This is a genomic window from Streptomyces sp. NPDC013455 (assembly GCF_040632975.1).
In the GTDB taxonomy this organism is placed as follows: domain Bacteria; phylum Actinomycetota; class Actinomycetes; order Streptomycetales; family Streptomycetaceae; genus Streptomyces.
This window is the reverse complement of record NZ_JBEYCX010000005.1, coordinates 325,250-344,193: the sequence shown is the minus strand read 5'-3', so window position 1 is coordinate 344,193 and position 18,944 is coordinate 325,250. Positions and strand designations below refer to the sequence as shown.

The following is an 18,944-nucleotide window of genomic DNA, read 5'->3' as shown; positions in this document are numbered from 1 at the left end:
CGTTGCACTCGACCGCGAGGTGCACGGCGTGAGGCAGACCAAGCCCCTGCCCACGACGGTGCGGCACTGGGCGGAGCAGCGGACCGGGCCGGTCGCGGCCGTACGCGACGCCTCGCACGACTGGCACCGCTCCCGGGTCTGGGAGCTGGCCGGCGAGAGAGGGGCCCGCTGGTACGTGAAGGTCTCGCCCTCGGTGAAGTTCTTCGCCCGCGAGACCAGGGCCTACCGCCATGTCGTTCCCGCGCTCGGGCACAACCGTGCGCCCCAGCTCCTCGACAGCCGCGCGGACGACCTGGCCATGCTGCTCACGGTCGCCCCCGGTGATCCGGCGCCGGGCCTGGGCCTGTCCTGCGCCGCGTGGCGGGCCGTGCACGCGCAGGCCGGCATGCTGTGCGCCCGGCTCCATGAAGCCGGTGAACTCGACCGCTCCGACCGGGCGGAGGCCGAGGCGTCGTTGACGGCCGCGGCCGACGGCGCGGAGAAGTACCTGGGCCGCGCCGGGGATCGGCTCACCGGGGACGAGCGGCAGCTGGTCCGCGCCTACGCTGCCCGCCTCCGCCGCGTCGGCCCTGTGCCGCAGGGATACATCCACGGCGACAACCAGCCGCGGAACTGGCTGTGGTCCGAGGCGGGGCTCGCGTTCGTGGACTTCGAGCGGACCCGGCCGGCCGCTTGCGTACAGGACCTTGTCATCCTCGCCGTCACCGAGTGGCTCGATCACCCGGACCGCGAGCAGGCATTCCTCCGGTCGTACGGGCGAGTGCTCACCCGGGACGAGCGGCACGCGCTGCGCTGTCTGACCGCGCTGGACGCGGTCAACTGCTTGGCCTGGGGCCCGGACAACGGCCATCCCGAGGTCACCGCCCGGGGCCGGCGGACTCTGGACCGGCTCATGAAGGAGGACCGACCGTGAGCGAAGTACGCCGGAGCATGACGCGCTTCCCGGAAGCGACCGGTGCCGGAGGATGGCTCGGGGACAGTCGTGGCACGGGGCTAGGGCGGGCGCGGCATGCTGCTGCCCGGGCGGCGACGACCGGGGGAGGCTCCGGGACGGTCCCGGCCCGGTGCCGGGGGGGCTTCGTGACGGTCCCGGCCCGGTGCCGGGGGGCTTCGTGACGGTCCCGGCCCGGTGCCGGGGGAAGCTTCGTGACGGTCGCGGCACGGGGCCGCGACCGTCCCGGCCGCCGCCCTCCCCCTCGACATCCGGGCCGCCCCCTCGGTCGGCGCACTCCTCCGGGTCGTGCCCGTCGTCGTGCTGCCGGCCTCCCCCATCCGCGCGCATCGGGAACTCCCCGCCCGCGCGGCCGTACATCCTGACCGTGAAGGAGCCTCATGACCACCGCGTCCACGGCCTATTGGGAACCGCTCTGGGCCCAGGGCCGCCGCTACCGGCAGCTCGACGACACCGAGAACCGCCTGCTGGAGGACCACCTCGGCCCCGGCCTCGACCACCCGGCCCTCGACATCGGCTGTGGCGACGGCTCGCTGGCCCGGCGCCTCGCCGCACTCGGCTACCGCACGACCGGCATCGACTGCTCCCCCAGCGCCGTCGCACTTGCCGCCGCCCAGGACCCCGGGCCCGGCCACGGCCCGGTCTGGCGATGCATGGACGTCACCACCGACGACCTCGGCGCCCTGCCGGAGCCGGCGTACGCGGTCATCACCTGCCGCCTGGTCTACCGGTGGATCGACGACAAGGCGGCCTTCCTCGACCGCGTCCGCCGCCTCCTGGCCCCAGGCGGGACCTTCTGGGTGGTCACCGAGATCGCCGGGCGCCGCGCCGCCACGGACCCCTTGCGGCACCTCGGCATCACTCCCGCTCAGGCCGGGATTCTCACCGCGGGCTGGTCCGCCGTCCACACCACCGACCTCGACGTCCTGCGCTGCTACGCACTGCGCCCTTGAGCCCCGCCCGCCCCTCGATCCGATGGAGGACCCGGTGACTACCGAGAAGGACACCGTCGAGACCTGGAACACCTACGGCGACCACCAGCTCGCCAGGGGGCTCGGGTTGCCCGAGCTGGACCGGTGGGACTGGGGCATCCCGGACACCGGCCCCGGTGTCGAAGCCTTCGGTGACGTGAACGGGCTGCGCGTCCTCGACCTCGGCAGCGGCCTCGGCCGGCACGCCGCCCACCTCGCCGCCCGGGGCTGCGATGTCACCGCGGTGGACGCCTCCCCCGCCCAGCACCGGCGTACCGAGCCGCCCCCGCACCAGCGCGCCACCACCGCCGAACACCGCGCTGGGGGTCGGCGTGATCGTGCACGGTCCGGACGGAGTCCTGCTCGGGCGGCACCGGCGCCGTACGTGGGAACTCGCCGGCGGAACCGTCGAGCCGGGCGAGAGCTTCGCCCGGGCCGCCGTCCGCGAACTCCACGAGGAAGCCGGACTCCTGGCCGAGCCCCGCGACGTACGGGTGCTCGGCACCCTCCTGGACCGGGTCGGCGACGTCGTCCGGGTGACGGTGCCCGTCGTCGTCACCCGGTGGTCCGGCCTCCCGCAGCAGCGTGAGGAGGCCATCGGCGCCTGGCGATCCTGGCCCCTGGACGGCCTGCCCGGCCCGCTGTTCGTACCCAGCTCCCAGTGCCTGACCGCCTGGAACCCGGAGCTGCCGCTCGATCACCCGCCCGCCGGCTTCCAGGCCTACCGCTCCCACGGCCGCGCCTGAGCCATGACGGCTGCATCGCCGTACGGTCGCGGGCAATCACGGACCCGTGTCGCGACCCGTTCGTACAGGGGCGCGCTGAGCCAGTGGCTGCCGGCGCGGCTGGTCATCGAGGCGGTCTGGTTGCCGGCCTGACAGTGCGGTCTACTGGTGCGGACGGCGAAGGAGGGGGACCGCGGTGTTCACACGGCGTCTGCTGTTACCCATGGTCATGATGATCACGATGGCGGCCGGGGCCACGGTCGCCTCCGCGGTACCCGACTCGTCGGCATGGCGGCCCACGGCCGCACCGAAGAGCCGGGTCACCCCCGGCCAGATGCGCTCGGACCGAGAATCCGTGCCACGCGGGTTCAGTAAGGCCGAGGCCGACAAGGCCGAAACCATGGAGGCCAGGCGGGGTGCCGCCGCCGACTGCCAGGTGTACTGGCCTGCGCCGTACGAGGTGTGTGGTGCCATCCGTGACAAGTACAACGCAATCGGCGGCCCCAACAGCTTCCTGCTGTATCCGACGTCGAACGAGCTGACCAACCCCGACGGGCATGGGAAGCGTTCGGTGTTCCAGAACGGGCCCATCTACTGGTCGGCGGACAGCGGCGCGCACCCCGTGGTCAACCACTTCTTCGCCGCCTGGCAGCGCAACGGCTGGGAAGCCGGGCCGCTCGGGTATCCGACCTCGGACGAGATCGTCAACCCGGACAACATCGGCCGCCGCCAGTATTTCCAGGGTGGCACGATCTACTGGCGCCTCAACGAGGCCTACTACGTCACCGGGGCGATCCGCGACAAGTGGGGCGAGACCGGGTGGGAAGGCGGCCCGCTCGGCTACCCGACCAGCGACGAGATCCGACTCCCCGACGGCCGGGGCCGCATGAACAGGTTCGAACACGGCGTCGTCTACTGGTCACCCGACACGGGTGCGCATCCGGTCACCGCCGCCGTCCTGGACCAGTGGTCCCGCGCCGGTTACGAGGCGAGTGCGTACGGCTATCCCACAGCCGACCCGGTCACGCACCCGGGCGGCGTCCAGGAACAACGGTTCCAGCGCGACCACATCTACAGTTCGGGCGTGATGGTGCCCGTCGCCCCAGGGGTCTCGTTATCGCTGGGCGTGCCGTCGGCCGGCCCGCTCCAGCCCGCGACGGTGCCCGACGGCGTCGTCCTGAACGGCCCGGGCTTCAGTGCCCGGTTCCGGCGCGTGGCGGATGACGGCTCGTTGGAGATGTCACTGGTCCGGCTGGACAGCAGCGCCCCCACGTCACTGGACGTGCTGGTCGGCGCACCTGCCGGCTACACCCTGCGTGCGACCCCGCAACGGGTGGAACTCGTCGACTCGGCAGGAGCGGTCGTCGCCGGTGTCGGGCTGCCCCTGGGGTTCGACTCGAACGGAGCGGCGGTGCCCGTCCAGGCGGGCTTCGAGGGCAACAGGTTGCGCCTGCGGCTCGGCGACGCGACCGCGTACCCGATCGAGTTCCTCGCGATCGCGGCACGAGGGGGGACCCTCGACCAATGGTGGTCCACCGGCATCCAGCAGCGCAGCGTGTGCGAGAGCGAGCCCTACGACTGCTACCGGGTACACAACGCGCGTGGGCCGGCGTACAACCTGTCGAAGGACGCGTTCCCCGAGGCGACGGAGACCGATGACAACCGGATCGACGCCGCACGGCACTGCATCTGGAACGGTCTGATGACCGAGGGCGCCAACCGGGGCTTCGCCGAACGGATGGCCGCGGCCCATGAGCGGGACGGCAAGGCGAATCCGGACTGGACCCGCAACGCCCAGCTGATGGACGAATACAACAACAAGACCGGCGTCCAGGTCGGCCTGCGGAACGAAGGGGCGCCGGCCGCCATCGAGTCCACGTGTCTCCAGTACGGGCGCGAGGCACGGATCGTGCCCGAACCGGAGACCATCGACCTGACGAACCCGTACGGGACCGACCTCATCGCGTTGCGGCACCCCTGACCGTACGGGGTCCGGCCGCACCGGCGTCCGCAGCTGAGACGGCCGAGCGGCCCCCGGCTGCAGTACGGTCAGTTCCGCAGCGGGGGCTCGGTCGGGTGGTACCGCTCGTGGTCCCAGGGAGCCGGTCGGTGAGGGGTCGGCGGTGTTCGCCCGTACCAGGAATTTCGTATGACTGACACGGACAGGCCGCTGTTCCCTAGCGCCTCACGGAGGTCGGCGTCCATCTCTCCGGGATACATCCCGCAAGCTGCCGCTGCCCGAAGCGGAAGCCGCGATGAGGGTTCGCCGCCTGGTACGTCGCTTCATTATCGCCGGGATGGGCAAAGTGCCCCTGCCATACTGGTGCGATGTGCTTTCGTGGGGGGACACCGAACCGGCATTACGTGTGCTTGCCCTGCCGTTCCTCGTTCAAGAAGCGCGGCGTGTCAGCAAGCCGATGCCCGCGCTGCGGTGGAGAGATGATCGACGCGGGTCAGGACCTCGCTGTGCCGAAGAGGCGCGACACCGCTGGGTGGCGGACGTTGACCGTTCTACTGAAGGCGGGTGTCACGTTCCACTCCGGCTGCTGTGATGGGCCCGGCTGGCGTCCTCGAACACCGCGTCAGGTACGTGAGCGCCTGGCCGCCGCCGCTGGCACCGGTGTGCCGCTGAGCGTGGCGCTGACGACGGTCGACACGGACGAGCTCCGTTCCAGTCGAAAAGGTCCTTGAGCGACCTGAGGTCCTGTCCGGAGCCCTTCGGTCTCCTCGGCACCGATGAGTGTCAGTGCGGACAGAAGCGATAGTGCCCGTCGAAAGCCATGCGACGCGTGGTCACCGCTCGCGCGGTACGCCGCACAGGGCGAGCAGGTCGTCCATCATGTTCTCGAACAAGGGCAGGCAATCGTCGAACGACGAGGCCAGATGTCCGTAGACGGCCATGCAAAGCAGTCCGTAGATCTGTCGCCAGCATGTGATCATCACCATGGCGACACCGACCGGGTAGTCGTGCCCCATCAGCCGCCGGTAGGCCGCCACCTGCGCCCGAAGCCGCGGCTCCAGCTGTTCTTCTGCCGGATGTGGCAGGATGCCCCGACGCCACAGTTGCACGAAGGTCCGTCCGAACAGGCCGCCCAACTCCCGGACCAGTACCTGGTCGACGTAGCTCCCCGAGGCGACCAGCCGTGCGTAGCCGGCGCCCATGAGCAGGTCGAACTCACCGGGGTGGGCGACCGACCAGTCCAGCACCGCCCGGGTGGCCGCGTAGAGCTGGCCGCCGAAATCTTCCGGGTCTCGGGCACCTGCCGCCTCCGCGACGATCGTGACGAAGTCACGTGTGACCGCTTCGTAGACAGCGAGCGTCAGGCCCGCCTTCCCGTCGAAGTACCGATACAACGCCGGTGGAGTGACGCCCACTTTCCGGGCCACCGCGGACAGGCTCAGGGCCTCGGCGCCCTGCGAGGCGATGAGCTCGCGCGCCGCCGTGAGCGCATCGCGCTCCAGTTCGGCGCGCAGCCGCTCACGGCGTGACACGGACCGAGCGGCGTCCCCCTCGGCGGACGGTCGCATACTCACCCACACCTCTCTGGCGCTTGGCACAAGCAACTCGCCGTCTCGATCCGGCAGTTACCGGATCGTATGACTTGCAGTGAGGCTATGTTACGTGGTTAATACTCTTCACTAGGTTTCCGGGTATCACGAATCATCACCCGGAGCCGCGAAGGGACAGCGCATGGCCACGCAGCGCGGAACGGGTCCGGCACCGCGGCGAGCGGAAGTGGAGCCCGCCCCTCGCACACCCGTGCATGACCAGGTGGCGAGGGGCACCCCTCCTCGGTTGCCGGACAGCACTACTCAGGGATGTATCTGCTCGACGAAACGGATGACGCATGGGGGGTGGCCCTTGCCGTTCTTCGGCAGTATCCAGCAGGAGCCGTCGCTGTCGCGTCCCACTACGCGTGAGGTGCCCTTGAGTGAGTCGGGCACGTGGCTCTTGGCCGCCTTGTGCAGCTCGACGAGTGCCTCTTCCCGGGTCTTGTTCCCATGCACCTTCCGAATGATCTCGATCTGCCGATGGGGTGCCGCCCCGTCGGCTATGACGGTCTCCTCAGCGGTGATCAACCATGTAGTCATCCACCTGTCTCCTTGTCACTGGTGCCGGCGGCTCGCTCCGCGCGCGCCGGGAACTGCATCAGGGCTCGACCTGGTCTGCTGGTCAGGCAGAGCAGCGCGACAGTCTCCACGCGCGCCGTCGCCGTCCGCATGCCTGCGAGGGCGAGGGGCAGGGGCTGAAGCCCCTGCCCGCCTGGTTCGGCCGCGCTCAGCCGCGACCGTCACACGCCTTGCAGTCCCCACTGCCTCGGCAGCTGTCGCACTTCCACACGCCCCGGTAGCCGGAGCCGCCGCAGGTGGTGCACTTGCCGTCACCCTTGCATCGCTGGCACATGGTGGTCGTTCCTTTCGTGGTCGGTGTGAGTACCTCGGAGGCGGGCGGAGTCGGTCAGTAGGCGCGGGGCGGCTCCCAGCCCCGCGAGTTGTTCAGCGAGGTGGTGAAGTAGTAGTTGGGCGCCTTGGACTTGCCGTCGGGCAGGTAGGCGCTGGTCAGGGCCGGGCTGTAGCTGCGGAAGATCGCGAGCGACTTGGTGAGGCAGTTGTTGGTCAGCACGGCGTAGCCGTTGGCCTTCATCTGGCGGTACGTCTGCTGGGCGGTCGTGAGATCGCCGTTCGCGGTGTTGATGCATCGGTAGTAGTCGTAGCGGGTCAGGCTGACGCTGCCGCGCAGCTGCGTCCAGCTGCCGCCCTTGATCCAGCTGCCGTTGTTCTTGCCCGGCGCGGTGTAGCTGTCTCCCTCGGCGTTCTCCGTCGCGCCCCAGATCCAGTGGCTGGAGTTCTTCGGGTCGCGGATGGCCCAGGCCACGTGGCCGGCCCCGCGGGCCCCCTCCTTGTCCTGGAACAGGCACACGCGGCCGAGCGGTGCGGCGTTCGCAGGGGTGGGCAGAAGGGCGGGCGTCGCGGAGCCGATCAGCGCCGCCGCCAGGACGGTCAATGCAGCACGACGCGCACGTACGTTCGTTCGAATCATGGTGCGTTCCTCTCTCGGTGTTGCGTGAGTTGTGGGCTTCGGCGACGCGGTGCAGCGCCGCCGGAATCGACAGTGCCAAGGGGATTCGAGAGAGGCCACACGGTCGGAGCGGTGCATGTTGCAGTACAACTTGCACCGCTGTGACCAGCGCTTTCATCGTCACGGTGCAACAAAGAAGGGGTGTTCAGGTGGGGCATTCACCACCATCGTTCGAGAAACTGGCCGAGGACTTCGCTGACGCCCTCGACGCCTGGTCCCAGGAGGTGAAGGTTGCGCTCAACGGACGACCGCAGAAGGTGCTCGCCAACGGGCTGAACGTCAACCGGGGGAACGTCTCCCGGTGGCTCGGCGGCCGGGAGCAGATCTGGAAAGGCGGAGCAGCTCTCCCCGGCGCAAGGCTTACTCAGGAAGTGCTGCGAGTCCTTCAGCGGCAAGAAGGCGAGTCCACCCGCCTGATGCAGTTGGCCGGCCAGGTGGATTGCCTGCAGAGACAGTTGACGGTTCACGGCAGGGACTGGAGGAAGCGAGCGGGAGATCATCTCCAGCGCCTCACCGGGGCACCGTCTGGCACCGTCACCTGTGCAGAGGCACCTGTCGGCGCTACGGAGGAAGGGAACGAAGCTGCCGCCCTGTCCCCCACGGACGGTGACCTGCCTGTTGGTCCTGGTCTCGGTCCCGGCACTTCCGTCTCACCGGTCAAGAGCTCAGCCGGCGGCGGGGAGCCGCACGGCCTTGGCCGGCCCGGTCCCGCCGGCCGTCAACCGGTCACCCAGGACAGCCCGCGACGGGCGCGCCGACGGGATCGCATCCCCAGGAAGGCGAAGATCACTTCCGCTGTTCTCGCGACGCTCTCAGTCGGCGGCGTACTGGGAGCCTGGATCTGGAACGGCGACACGGCCGAAGGGCCTGTTTCGTCGGCCGGTAAAGAGAGCGCTTCCGCGGAGACGGGCGCCACTGCTGCTCCCGGAGCACTGGAAAAGGGAGTCCTCGGCGAGGACAGCCGATGCAGCGCTCCCTTCCACGGTCCGGAGGCGGTCACCTGGAGGGTGTGCGCACGGGTAGAGCCGGAGCGCGTGTCCTTCGCCCTCAAACTCACCAACCAGGGCCGGGCAGCATCCACGGTCAAGATCCGCCTGGAGTATGTGCAAGCCACCGCATTCCACCCCTGTCCGAAGGCGACGAGCGCCCATCCGCTCAGCATCCCGGCGGGGAAGACCGTCATCACGGATCCCGGGCAATGCAGCGTGCCCCGGGAAGAGGCGCCCGCCGCGTATCAAGGCGTCGGCTGGGTACTCGCCGAGCACGCGAACGCGGGCTCGTACGAGCTGTCCCCCACCGCGAACGTCTACCTCGACCGGGTCATCTGGAAGCCGGACCTGGTGGAGGCGCCGCCAATGACCGGGCCGCGTCCTGCAGGGTGACGGCGCCGCGGCGCAGCATCGCGTCCAGGCCCTCGCCGCGGACCAGTTCCATCACCAGGAACGGGACTCTGCTGTCCCCCGTGCCGGTCTCGCCGAGCTGCCGCACCAACCGGTAACGGCGCCCGAGGAGTTGGTCGCGTACTGTCTGCCCTCCCGCTTCGGTGGACCGCCTCCACCGGCGAACCGACACCCCAGGATCATGGCGCGTCCGCGAGCACGGCGCCCCGGATAGGCAGCAACTTGTCACACGGCAGAAGCGTTCCGCACGAAGACCCGAGCGTCGTGCGCGCTTGACACCGAGACCGGGAAGTCCCTTCGGGAGCGGGCGGGACGGTCAGGCAGGTCGGCCGAAGCCGGCGGCGGCCGGATCCAGGCCGCGCAGCGGGGTGAAGTCGACGTCCGGCTTCGGGTCGTACGCCTCCTACGGAGGCCTGGCAGGATTGCGGCTTCGTGGCTTTGAGGGGGCGGAGGTGAGAAGACAAGACCTCGCGGATGCGCTGGACGCGGAACTTATGAGACGGCTGTTGCCGGCGTCTGCGGTTCACGCCATCGGGGGTTGGCTAGCCGAAGGTGGAGCGCGGTACGCGGCTGGCGTTGGTGGTCACGCCGTCGAGTACCTGCCTGCGCAATGGACGGGTGTCGAGCCGTGGCCTCGGGTGTTTCCGGACCGGAGCCAGGGAACTGTGGCGATGGTCAGCCGTACTCAAGTGGTCGCTGCGGTGCAAGCGGCATGTGAACGGCATGAGTGGTCCGAGGCTCTCGTGGCCTCGTATGTGTGGGGCCAGGGCAGGACCGCGTATGGCCCCCACCGCCTCAAGGGAATTCTGGAGGGCGACGCAGTCGACACGGCGGTCGCGCAGGCGGCCTTGGCTCTGCGTGAAGAGGACGCGGTCGCAGGCTACAGGGCTATGCAGGGAGTGGTTAAGGGCTTGGGCCCGGCGTTCTTCACCAAGCTCCTGTACTTCCTCTCTCTGGCGATGGCCTCCTCAGGCGTACCTCGTGCGCTCATCCTCGATCGCAGGGTCGCGCGTGTCCTACGCCGTCACGCAGCGCGGGTCGGGGCGGTCATGGGTCTTCCCTCCGCGGAAGCGATCGCGGCCTGGACTTGGTCGGACGGCGGCTGGACACCGCACCGGTACGACATGTACCTGCAATGGATGACAGCCGCCTCCGCACAGCTCGCCTCGGCCGGTGTCGGGTGGCCCGACTCGCCGAGCCCGGACCTGTTGGAGCTGGCGCTCTTCCATGGGGTCTGGGACCCGACGGCCTGGGCGGTGTCCGCAAAGTCAGGGCAGCCACAGTCGTAGGCAGGCGAGGGTGACCATGGCCTGGTGGTGGCGGGCTCGTTCGTCGTGGCGGGTGGCGAGGGCCTTGTCGTGTTCGAGTTCGTGCAGGCGGCGCTCGACGACGTCGCGGAGCCGGTCGGCGTTCCGTTCGAGTCGGCAAAGGCTAGGGCCTAGCGGAAAGCCGCCGGGCCGACCTCCGCTTCCTGGTGGCTCGGGCCGGCCGCATATGCGAGCGGAGGAGCGATTGCCTGGGCGTCCGCTCCCTCGCCGACCCACAGGGTGATGAACAGCGCGGCGGTCGCTTCCAGGAGTCCCGCACGTTCGAGACCGCCGCCGGATACGGGTTCACAGCCGATGTCCCTCACCAACTCGTACACGTGCGCAAGGGCCGTCGCGTCATCCCCGCAGACCGGCACGGCCAGTGGCCGCCCGTCGAAGACGGGTGGCCGCATGCGCCACACGTCCTCGTGGCAGAGGTTGAAAGCCTTGACGACGTGCGCTTCCGGTACCGCCGCAGCCAGTCGTTGCGCGGCGGAGGGGCCACCTTCCGTCAGCAGCCGGAAGCCCGGCCCGACCGGGTTGGAGCAGTCGAGCAGCACCTTGCCCTCCAGAGCCGCGTGCAGGTCTCGTGCCACGTCCGCTCCCGCCCCGAAGGGCAGCGCGGCCAGCACCACCCGGCCGAACTCGGCCGCCGCACGCAGACTGCCAGACTTCGCGCTGCGGCCCATGCGGGTCGCGAGCAGCTCCGCCTTGTGTGCGTCCCGTCCCCCGATCATCACCTCGTGCCCAGCCCCCACCCAGTGGGTGGCGAGCGCGTCGGCCATGTTGCCCGTTCCCAGCACGCCGATTCTCATCACGTGGTCCCTTTCCGTCCCCTGCTTCGACCGTTCACACCAAGGCTAGGAAGCTGTTCGGGCACCATTTGGTACGTGACGACCGACGCCTTCCTCGCCGACTGCCGCGCCCGCCTCGCCTTCGACCTGCTCTCCAACACCTGGAACGCCGTGGTGCTCTGGGCCCTGCGCGACGGCCCCAGGCGCCCGGCCCAACTACGGGAGCGGATCGGCGGCATCAGCTCCAAGGTCCTCACCGAGACTCTGCGCCGGCTGCAGTTCAACGGACTGGTCGACCGGCAGGCACACCCCGACGCTCCATCGCGGGTCGAGTACCGACTCACGGCTCTCGGGCGGACCTTGCTGGCACCCATCGATGCCGTCGGCGCGTGGGCCTTCGCGTACGGCGATGAGGTGATGGCCGCTCAGGAAGCGGCGTGCGCTCCTGAGCAACGGTCCTCTCGTCCGGCTCGCTAGACGGGTCGACAGCGTGCACAGACGCCGCCGGCTGCGATGCATCGCGTTTCGGCGACAGACACTTCACGTTCTGGGAGACCCCGGACGGCACCACCGTCTCGATGGCGGCCGCGACCTCGGTCGTCGGCGGCATGGTCCGGGTGGATCCCGTCTACACCCCGGCCCACCTGCGGGGCCGCGGCTACGCGGGCGCCGTGACGGTCGGGGCGAGCCGGGCAGCGCTCGCCGCCGGCGCGACGGACGTCGTCCTGTTCACGGACCCGGACAACCCCACGAGCAATGCCCTCTACCAGCGCATCGGGTACGTCCGCATCGCCGACTTCGCCGGCTACACGTTCTCCTGAGGCGCACCACGAACCTGCCGAGTAGCATGATCGACGCAAACGCCCGAGGAATCCCCCTCGAGCTCGCCACCCGCGAGGCACGGCAAGTCCCCCTGGCCGGAACGGCCGAACGCACTTAACCGTACTGTCGAGCCCCACGCTAGGAGCACGCTCTCCGGTGACCGTCGATGTCGATCTCCCCGATCACATACGCGCTCGCTGCACCGAGCTCGGCGACGGTGTCCTGTACGCGGTCAGGACCCTGGCCCGGCAGCTGGCCGACGATCCACGCCTGGGCGAGCGCGCCGGCAGGCTGGGCCTGTACACGGCGACGATCGACAGCGACACCTTCGATGCGTGCCCACCCCTGATCGTGCGCTACGCCTACGGTCCGCCCCTGCTGGAAGCAGACCGGGTCGAGATCCGGGACGTCGAGGCGACCGGGCCACTCCCCCACGCCGGCGAGGAGCAGGCCCCCGCGCCCGCGCCGGATCCCCGTATGCGGCAGATCGCCGCGCGACAGGTGACCGAGGCGTGGCGGCGGATCACCGGCTGGCTCGAGCAGCACGCGCCCGCCACCCATGCGGCACTGCTGCCCGGCGCGTCCACGCACGAGATCGGCGCGCTGGAGCGGGCGCTCGGGGTACGTGTACCGGCGGAGCTGCGGGCGTTGTGGCTGTTGTGCGCGGGGTGCGAGGACGCCCCGGGGGCGGGTGTGATGCCCGGGCACGGCTGGGCGTTGATGCCGCTGGGCACGGTGGCTGCCTCCTACCGGCGGCACAGGGATGACCAGCGGCAGCCAGGCGTCGGGTGGGGCGGTGACGACTCGACGGTTTGGAAGCCCTCCTGGATTCCGTTCTGCTCATGGTCGGTGACCGACATCAGCTTCGGCCTTTTCCTCGACGTCGAGACGGGCAACGTCGGGCACTGGGACGACACGTCTGTGCGCACTGTCGGGGGCCAGACATTGAGCGTGCTGCTGGAGGAGACGGCCGACAAGCTGGAGAATCCGCAGCTGGCCACCGGCTACCTGCCGGGGCTGATCGGCGGCAGGCTGGTATGGGGGCCGCCGCTCGCCGCGGATGAGGCTGCCCTGTGGGAGCGGTTCACCGGCTGACGTGCGGGGTGCTTGCGGATACCGCTCCGGGCATGGCGCCGGCCGGGCCTCGGGGAGGAGCCGGCGGCCTGTAGGAGGGCTGCCGTTTGAACCTGCCTTGTGCGGGCCGGGCGTTGAACCCCGGTCGGCCCGGCCGCGCGAGTCGTTTGGCCTGTAGAGCCGTAGTCCGCCATCCGCTACCGCGCGGGTGAGCCCGTCAGACGACCGAGGGCATTGCCGGACGTGACCAGGTCAGGCCGTGGGAATAAGCCGGACCCGGGAATCCGCCTGGAAGTGCCTCGGAGGGAGCCGTTCTCTTGCGCGGAAGCCGAATGGTGCATTGTTGGTGGCGCAGAAGTGTGGTTTGACTCGGGCGTTCAGGGGGTGGGGAGTTGGTCACCTGTTGGAGAACGTCTGTTTACCGCCATCCTAAAACGGACAAAAAGGGCGGGATGTTTCACGGTATGTGATCACCGCAGGTGATACCGATGGCCTGGCGGCTTTCTGTGCGGCTGATACGTGGTTGCTGCATCCAGGTGGCGCCGGTTCGCGCCTGTAGTGTGATCAATCCAGCCGAACAATCCTGCCCGGAAGGCGAGTACATGGCTGTACTGCGCAACGCTGTCCTTTTCGACCTCGATGGCACGCTGATCGACTCCTACCCGGACGCGGAGGACTGCTGGAACGAATGGGCCGAGTCCGTGGGGCTCGGTGACGTATTCGACCTCGCTCCCTTTTACGGGCAGAAGCGCGCGGATATCATCCGGACGCTGCTCCCCCACCTGTCGCAACAGGAGACGGAAGAGCAGGCGGAGAAGGTGCGACTGGCCGAGCGGGCCAGGGTGGCGAAGGTCGTCGCCCTCCCCGGCGCCGCGGACGTACTGGCCGCGCTGCCTGTCGAGCGCTGGGGAATCGTTACTTCCAACGACACCGAAGTGGCCCGGGCGCGTCTGCTCAGCGCCGGACTGCCGGTGCCCGAGGTGATCGTGAGCGCGGATCACGTGGTTCACCCGAAACCGCATCCGGAAGGTTTTCTGCTCGCCGCCCGAAAGCTGGGGTTCGAGCCCGCCTCGGTCGTCGGGATCGACGATTCCCCCATCGGTATCACCGCCGCACGGGACGCCGGCATGACGGCGGTCGCCGTGCGATTCCGACACGAAGTCAGCGCCCTGAGCAACGCCCACGTCATCGCTGACGGCGTCGGCGCCATCGATTTCTCTGTGCAACCCGGCGGCATCACTCTCAGCATCGGAGGGAAACACGTATGAGCATTCGCATCTCGCCCAGCATCCTGGCCGCCGATTTCACCCGGCTCGCCGACGAGGCGGAGGCCGTGGCCAATGACGCGGACCTGCTGCACGTGGACGTCATGGACAATCACTTCGTACCGAACCTCACGGTGGGATTACCCGTCGTGGAATCCCTCGTGAAGAAAGTGCGCTTACCGCTCGACATCCACTTAGGGGTGGAGGCCCCCGACCGGTGGGCGCCCGATTACGCCGAAGCCGGTGCGGGGAGCGTCACGATCCACGCCGAGGCGACGCACTCCCCGGTACGCACGCTCAGGTCCATACGCGCCGCCGGAGCGCAGGCAGGGCTGGCCCTCAATCCGGCCACTCCCCTGCAGCCGTACGAAGGGCTGCTCGCGGAAGCCGACACCCTGCTCATCATGACGGTCGAGCCGGGATTCGGCAGCCAGCGTTTCCTGGACTTCACGCTCGACAAGGTCCGCCAGGCGCGCCGCATCATCGACCAGCTCCGCCGATTCGGCGGCAGGGACGTGCCCCTGTGGCTGCAGGTAGACGGAGGAGTCAACGAAAGCACGATCGAGCGGTGCGCCGAAGCGGGCGCGGACTCGTTCGTGGCCGGGTCGGCGGTCTACGCGGCGTCGGACCCCGGCGCCGCCGTGCGCGCTTTGCGCCGGCGTGCCGACGCTTCACGCACGGTGGGCGCGCGCGCCTCGTGACAGGCGGCGCCACCGCAGCGGGCGCAGCCGCCGTTCCCGGATCCGGCATGGAGAGGAAGACACACATGGGACGCGTAGAAGGCAAAGTCGTACTGATCACCGGTGCAGCGCGCGGCCAGGGCCGTTCGCACGCCATCCGGCTGGCGCAGGAGGGCGCGCACATCATCGCCTCCGACATCTGCGAGGAGGTCGGCAGCACGCACTACACGCTGGCGACCTCCAAGGACCTGGAGGAGACGCGCCGCCTGGTGGAGAAGGAGGGCGGCAAGATCCTCACTCTCGGCGCCGACGTCCGCCGGCTCGACCAGGTGGAGGCGATGGTGGCCGCGGGCCTGGCGGAGTTCGGCCACATCGACGTGGTGTGTGCCAACGCCGGCATCGGTTCGCTGGGGCGCTCCTGGGAACTGAGCGAGAAGCAGTGGCACGACATGATCGACGTCAACCTCACCGGAGCGTGGCACACCATCCGCGCCACGGTTCCCCACATGATCGACGCCGGCCGCGGCGGCTCGATCATCTTCACCAACTCCGTCGCCGGTACGCTGGGCCGGCCGAACATGTCGCACTACGCGGCGTCCAAGCACGGACTGGTGGGGCTGATGAGGTCCCTCGCGAACGAACTGGCGCCCTACTTCATCAGGGTCAACAGCATCCACCCGGGGAACGTGGACACCGACATGGTGCAGAACCCCACCGGACGTCGTCTGCTCCTGCCCGACGTGGAGAACCCCTCCCGTGAGGAGTTCGCCCGCGCCGCCACGGAACTCAGCCTCATGCCGGTGCCCTGGGTGGAGTCCTCGGACATCAGCAACGCGGTGCTGTGGCTGGCCTCCGACGAGGCCCGCTACGTCACCGGCGCGACCCTGCCCGTGGACGCCGGCGCCGCGATCAAGGCCTGACGACACCAAGGAGCCACTCCCCCATGGCAGGACCCTTACGGCAGCTCAGTGAGGCAGGCGTGTCCGTCTGGCTCGATCACCTGAGCCGCGAGAGCCTCACCTCCGGCAGCCTGGCCGCCGCCCTACGCGAACGAGAAGTCGTCGGCGTCACCACCAACCCGTCCATCTTCCACAAGGCGATCACCGGCCCGGGATCCGCCTACGACGCGGACCTGCGCGACCTCTCGCTGCGGGGCGCCACCCCGGAAGAAGCCGTCCGCACACTGGCGACCGCCGACGTGCGCGCCGCCGCCGACCTCCTGCTCCCCATCCACCAGCGCACCGGCGGGCAGGACGGGCGCATCTCACTCGAGGTCGACCCCCGCTTCGCCCACCACACCGAGGCGACGCTGGCGGAGGCGCGGCACCTGTGGTGGATGGTCGACCGCCCCAACCTGCTCGTCAAGATCCCCGCCACTCCCGCGGGGCTGCCCGCCATCAGCGCGGCGATCGCCGAGGGCATCAGCGTCAACGTCACCCTCATCTTCTCCGTGGAACGCTACCGGGCCGTCGCGGACGCCTACCAGGCCGGCCTGGAGGCAGCGCTGCGCAACGGCCGGGACATCTCCACCATCGAGTCCGTGGCGTCCTTCTTCGTCTCCCGGATGGACACCGAGGTCGACCGCCGCCTGGAGAAGATCGGCAGCCCCGAGGCGCTGGACCTGCGCGGCCGGGCCGGGCTCGCCACCGCGCGGCTCGCCCACCGGGCGTACGAGGACATCACCCGTTCGCCGCGCTGGCAGGCCCTGCGGGCGGCCGGGGCCCGTACCCAGCGCGTGCTGTGGACGTCCACCAGCACGAAGAACCCCGCCTATCCCGACACCCTGTACGTCAGCGGGCTGGTCACGCCGGGCACGGTCAACACCCTGCCTCCCGAGACCCTCGCCGCGGTCGCCGACCACGGCGACATTCAGCCGGAGACCGTACGCACCCACTACGACGAAGCCGCCCGGGTACTGTCCGCGCTGCACGACCTGGGCATCGATCACGACGAGGTCGTCCAGCTCCTGGAGGACCAAGGCGTCGGGGCGTTCGAAGAGGCGTGGGCATCACTCCTCGACAGCGTCGGCGCCTCCCTCGACCGCTTCCGCCACGCGACGAAAACCCGGTGAACACCGTTCCATGACGTCCCCGACTCCCCCCACCGAAGCCGGGCCACGAGTGTCACGTGCCTTCGTGGTCCGGCTCGGCCTGGCCTATCTGGGTCTCTACAGCGCCGTCCTCTCCGTGGCCCTGGTGACCCTCGCGCTGCGCATCGAACACGTCGATCCCGAGCACAAGGAGAGCAGCCTGGCCGTCGCCGCGGCCCTCGGCGCGCTCGTCGCCCTGTTCGCCAACCCGCTGGCCGGACGGCTCTCGGACCGCACCACCGCCGCCTGGGGCCGCCGCCGGCCCTGGCTGGTCGCCGGCGTCCTCGGCGGTGGCGCGGGTCTCGCCGTCGTCGCCCTCGTGCCGTCGGTGCCGGCCATCACCGCCGGCTGGTGCCTGGCGCAGGCCGGGTTCAACGCCTCCATCGCCGCACTCGCGGCCACCGTGCCCGAGCAGGTCCCGCTGCACCAACGAGGCATGGTGTCTGGGGTCATGGGCTTCAGCCAGCGTCTGGCCGTCCCCCTCGGGATGGGCGCCGCCGCGCTCTTCTCGGCCGGGCCCGCCGGCCTGCTCGTACCGGCGGCCGTCGCCGCCGGCTGCATCGCCCTGTTCGCGCTGCCCCTGCAGGACACCCGCGCACCGGAGCGGCAACGGCCGTTCTCCCTGCGCGAGTTCGCCGGAACCTTCTGGACCGATCCGCGCAGCCATCCGGATTTCGGGTGGGTGTGGCTGACCCGTTTCCTGACGTACTTCGCCTCCGTGGCTCCGGTGCCCTACCTCGCCTACTACCTCACCGACCACATCGATCTGTCGGGCGGCACGGTCGCCACCACCGTCGCCCTGCTCACGACGCTCAACTACACGCTGAGCGCCGTGACGGCGGCACTGGGCGGATGGCTCTCCGACCGCATGGGCCGCCGCAAGATCTTCGTCACCGCGGCCGCGGTCCTGCTCGCGGCCGGCCTCGCCCTGCTCGCCGTCGCCGACGCGCTGCCGGCCGTCTACCTCGCGCAGACCCTGCTCGGTGTCGGCTCCGGCTGCTACTTCGCCGTCGACATGGCCCTGGCGACCGAGGTCCTGCCCAGCTCGGAGGACGTGGGCAAGGACCTCGGCGTCATCAACAGCGCCGACGTCCTCCCCCAGTCCATCGGCCCCGCACTCGCCCCGCTGCTCCTCGCCGTCGGCCACGGCCACAACTACACCGCTCTCTACCTGTTCACCATGGTCGTCGGCCTGCTGGCCCTCGTCACCGTCACCCGCATCAGGAAAGTGCGCTGACCCGGCCCGCACGACAACCCCTCGCCGGTCCGGCGGTACCGCCGGGGGCCTGCGAGGCGATCAAGCCCACACGCGAAAGGCAAGGACACACGATGATCTACGAGAACGCCTACCTGTACATCACCCCCGGCCGCGAGGAGGAGTTCGAGCAGGCACTGCTCACAGCCGCTCCCATCCTCAAGTCCGCCGAGGGCTGCGTATCGGTCGACCTGCACCGCGACGTCGAGACGCCCGGCGCCTATCTGCTGCGGGTCGGCTGGGCGTCCCTCGAACACCACGTCGAGATGTTCCCCAAGAGCGAGCAGGCACCCCGTTTCGCCGAGGCCATCGAACACTTCTTCGCCAAGGCGCCGGAACTGCGGCACTTCGCGGCGGACCCGGCCGGGACGCCCGCCGGGGAGTGAGGCACACGGCAAGCGGCGGTCACCGGGGCTCCCCGGTGACCGCGCCCCGCTCGCCGGACCGCCGGTGAGCGGCCGCCATGGTCTCGCCGCCGGGGCCGGCCGGTTCGTCGGCCGGTTCGTCGGCCGGTTCGTCGGCCGGAGGCG

General features: G+C 69.8%; 18 protein-coding genes and 2 pseudogenes. 15 read left to right on the top strand and 5 right to left on the bottom strand.

Translation table 11 applies throughout. The features are described 5' to 3' along the window. The first annotated feature begins 28 nt into the window (after positions 1-28). From ABZ576_RS11975 to ABZ576_RS11960, 4 genes are all read left to right on the top strand, one after another. The gene (locus ABZ576_RS11975; protein WP_360739099.1) at positions 29-913 is read left to right on the top strand and encodes a phosphotransferase; all 885 of its coding nucleotides are present in this window, start codon (positions 29-31) and stop codon (positions 911-913) included. Between the two features lie 419 nt (positions 914-1,332). After that, the gene (locus ABZ576_RS11970; protein ID WP_360739097.1) at positions 1,333-1,905 is read left to right on the top strand and encodes a class I SAM-dependent methyltransferase; all 573 of its coding nucleotides are present in this window, start codon (positions 1,333-1,335) and stop codon (positions 1,903-1,905) included. A 350-nt stretch (positions 1,906-2,255) separates the two neighbouring features. Next, positions 2,256-2,669: an NUDIX hydrolase gene (locus ABZ576_RS11965; protein ID WP_360739096.1), complete on the top strand. Its 414-nt coding sequence runs from the start codon at positions 2,256-2,258 to the stop codon at positions 2,667-2,669. Positions 2,670-2,844: 175 nt separating this feature from the next. Then, positions 2,845-4,629, top strand: a complete 1,785-nt coding sequence (locus ABZ576_RS11960) for a hypothetical protein (RefSeq protein WP_360739094.1) — start codon at positions 2,845-2,847, stop codon at positions 4,627-4,629. Between the two features lie 812 nt (positions 4,630-5,441). Here the strand turns inward: ABZ576_RS11960 and ABZ576_RS11955 are convergent. From ABZ576_RS11955 to ABZ576_RS11945, 3 genes are all read right to left on the bottom strand, one after another. Continuing rightward, a complete protein-coding gene (locus ABZ576_RS11955; protein ID WP_360739092.1) occupies positions 5,442-6,140 on the bottom strand; it encodes a TetR/AcrR family transcriptional regulator in 699 nt (232 codons plus the stop codon). Between the two features lie 321 nt (positions 6,141-6,461). Next, complete coding sequence (locus ABZ576_RS11950; RefSeq protein ID WP_360739091.1) at positions 6,462-6,740, bottom strand: hypothetical protein; 279 nt, start codon at positions 6,738-6,740, stop codon at positions 6,462-6,464. A 367-nt stretch (positions 6,741-7,107) separates the two neighbouring features. After that, positions 7,108-7,689 (bottom strand): Tat pathway signal protein, encoded by a 582-nt coding sequence (locus tag ABZ576_RS11945; RefSeq protein WP_360739089.1) that lies wholly within the window; start codon positions 7,687-7,689, stop codon positions 7,108-7,110. A gap of 140 nt (positions 7,690-7,829) precedes the next feature. Between ABZ576_RS11945 and ABZ576_RS11940 the strand changes: the two genes are divergently transcribed. Both ABZ576_RS11940 and ABZ576_RS11935 read left to right on the top strand, forming a co-directional pair. After that, complete coding sequence (locus ABZ576_RS11940) at positions 7,830-9,110, top strand: hypothetical protein (RefSeq protein WP_360739087.1); 1,281 nt, start codon at positions 7,830-7,832, stop codon at positions 9,108-9,110. Between the two features lie 512 nt (positions 9,111-9,622). Next, positions 9,623-10,417 (top strand): hypothetical protein, encoded by a 795-nt coding sequence (locus ABZ576_RS11935; RefSeq protein ID WP_360739151.1) that lies wholly within the window; start codon positions 9,623-9,625, stop codon positions 10,415-10,417. On the opposite strand, the pseudogene ABZ576_RS11930 reads toward ABZ576_RS11935, so the two are convergent. Continuing rightward, positions 10,397-10,561 (bottom strand): annotated as a pseudogene (locus ABZ576_RS11930) (IS5/IS1182 family transposase); the annotation flags it as partial. The gene ABZ576_RS11935 and the pseudogene ABZ576_RS11930 overlap by 21 nt on opposite strands. 5 nt (positions 10,562-10,566) lie before the next feature. Beyond that, positions 10,567-11,250, bottom strand: a complete 684-nt coding sequence (locus tag ABZ576_RS11925; RefSeq protein WP_360739085.1) for an NAD(P)-binding domain-containing protein — start codon at positions 11,248-11,250, stop codon at positions 10,567-10,569. A 75-nt stretch (positions 11,251-11,325) separates the two neighbouring features. On the opposite strand from ABZ576_RS11925, the gene ABZ576_RS11920 reads away from it, so the two are divergent. The 9 genes and pseudogenes from ABZ576_RS11920 to ABZ576_RS11880 all read left to right on the top strand — a co-directional run bounded on the left by ABZ576_RS11920 (position 11,326) and on the right by ABZ576_RS11880 (position 18,800). Further along, positions 11,326-11,706 carry a helix-turn-helix domain-containing protein gene (locus ABZ576_RS11920; RefSeq protein ID WP_360739084.1) on the top strand — a complete coding sequence of 127 codons (381 nt, stop codon included), beginning with the start codon at positions 11,326-11,328 and terminating at the stop codon, positions 11,704-11,706. Positions 11,707-11,747: 41 nt separating this feature from the next. Beyond that, a pseudogene (locus ABZ576_RS11915) lies at positions 11,748-12,050 on the top strand (GNAT family N-acetyltransferase); the annotation flags it as partial. A gap of 157 nt (positions 12,051-12,207) precedes the next feature. Beyond that, positions 12,208-13,146, top strand: coding sequence for an SMI1/KNR4 family protein (locus tag ABZ576_RS11910; RefSeq protein ID WP_360739083.1), 939 nt, complete (start codon positions 12,208-12,210; stop codon positions 13,144-13,146). A 467-nt stretch (positions 13,147-13,613) separates the two neighbouring features. Then, entirely contained in the window at positions 13,614-14,393 is a 780-nt protein-coding gene (locus tag ABZ576_RS11905; RefSeq protein WP_360739082.1) for an HAD-IA family hydrolase, read from the top strand. Beyond that, entirely contained in the window at positions 14,390-15,091 is a 702-nt protein-coding gene (rpe, locus tag ABZ576_RS11900; protein WP_360739081.1) for a ribulose-phosphate 3-epimerase, read from the top strand. Before ABZ576_RS11905 ends, rpe begins: the two co-directional genes overlap by 4 nt. Before the next feature lie 65 nt (positions 15,092-15,156). After that, positions 15,157-15,990, top strand: a complete 834-nt coding sequence (locus tag ABZ576_RS11895) for a mycofactocin-coupled SDR family oxidoreductase (protein ID WP_360739079.1) — start codon at positions 15,157-15,159, stop codon at positions 15,988-15,990. Between the two features lie 23 nt (positions 15,991-16,013). Further along, positions 16,014-17,141, top strand: coding sequence for a transaldolase (gene tal / locus ABZ576_RS11890; RefSeq protein ID WP_360739078.1), 1,128 nt, complete (start codon positions 16,014-16,016; stop codon positions 17,139-17,141). Positions 17,142-17,190: 49 nt separating this feature from the next. Further along, positions 17,191-18,396, top strand: a complete 1,206-nt coding sequence (locus ABZ576_RS11885; RefSeq protein WP_360739077.1) for an MFS transporter — start codon at positions 17,191-17,193, stop codon at positions 18,394-18,396. A gap of 92 nt (positions 18,397-18,488) precedes the next feature. Further along, a complete protein-coding gene (locus ABZ576_RS11880; RefSeq protein ID WP_360739076.1) occupies positions 18,489-18,800 on the top strand; it encodes an antibiotic biosynthesis monooxygenase family protein in 312 nt (103 codons plus the stop codon). Positions 18,801-18,944 lie beyond the last annotated feature (144 nt).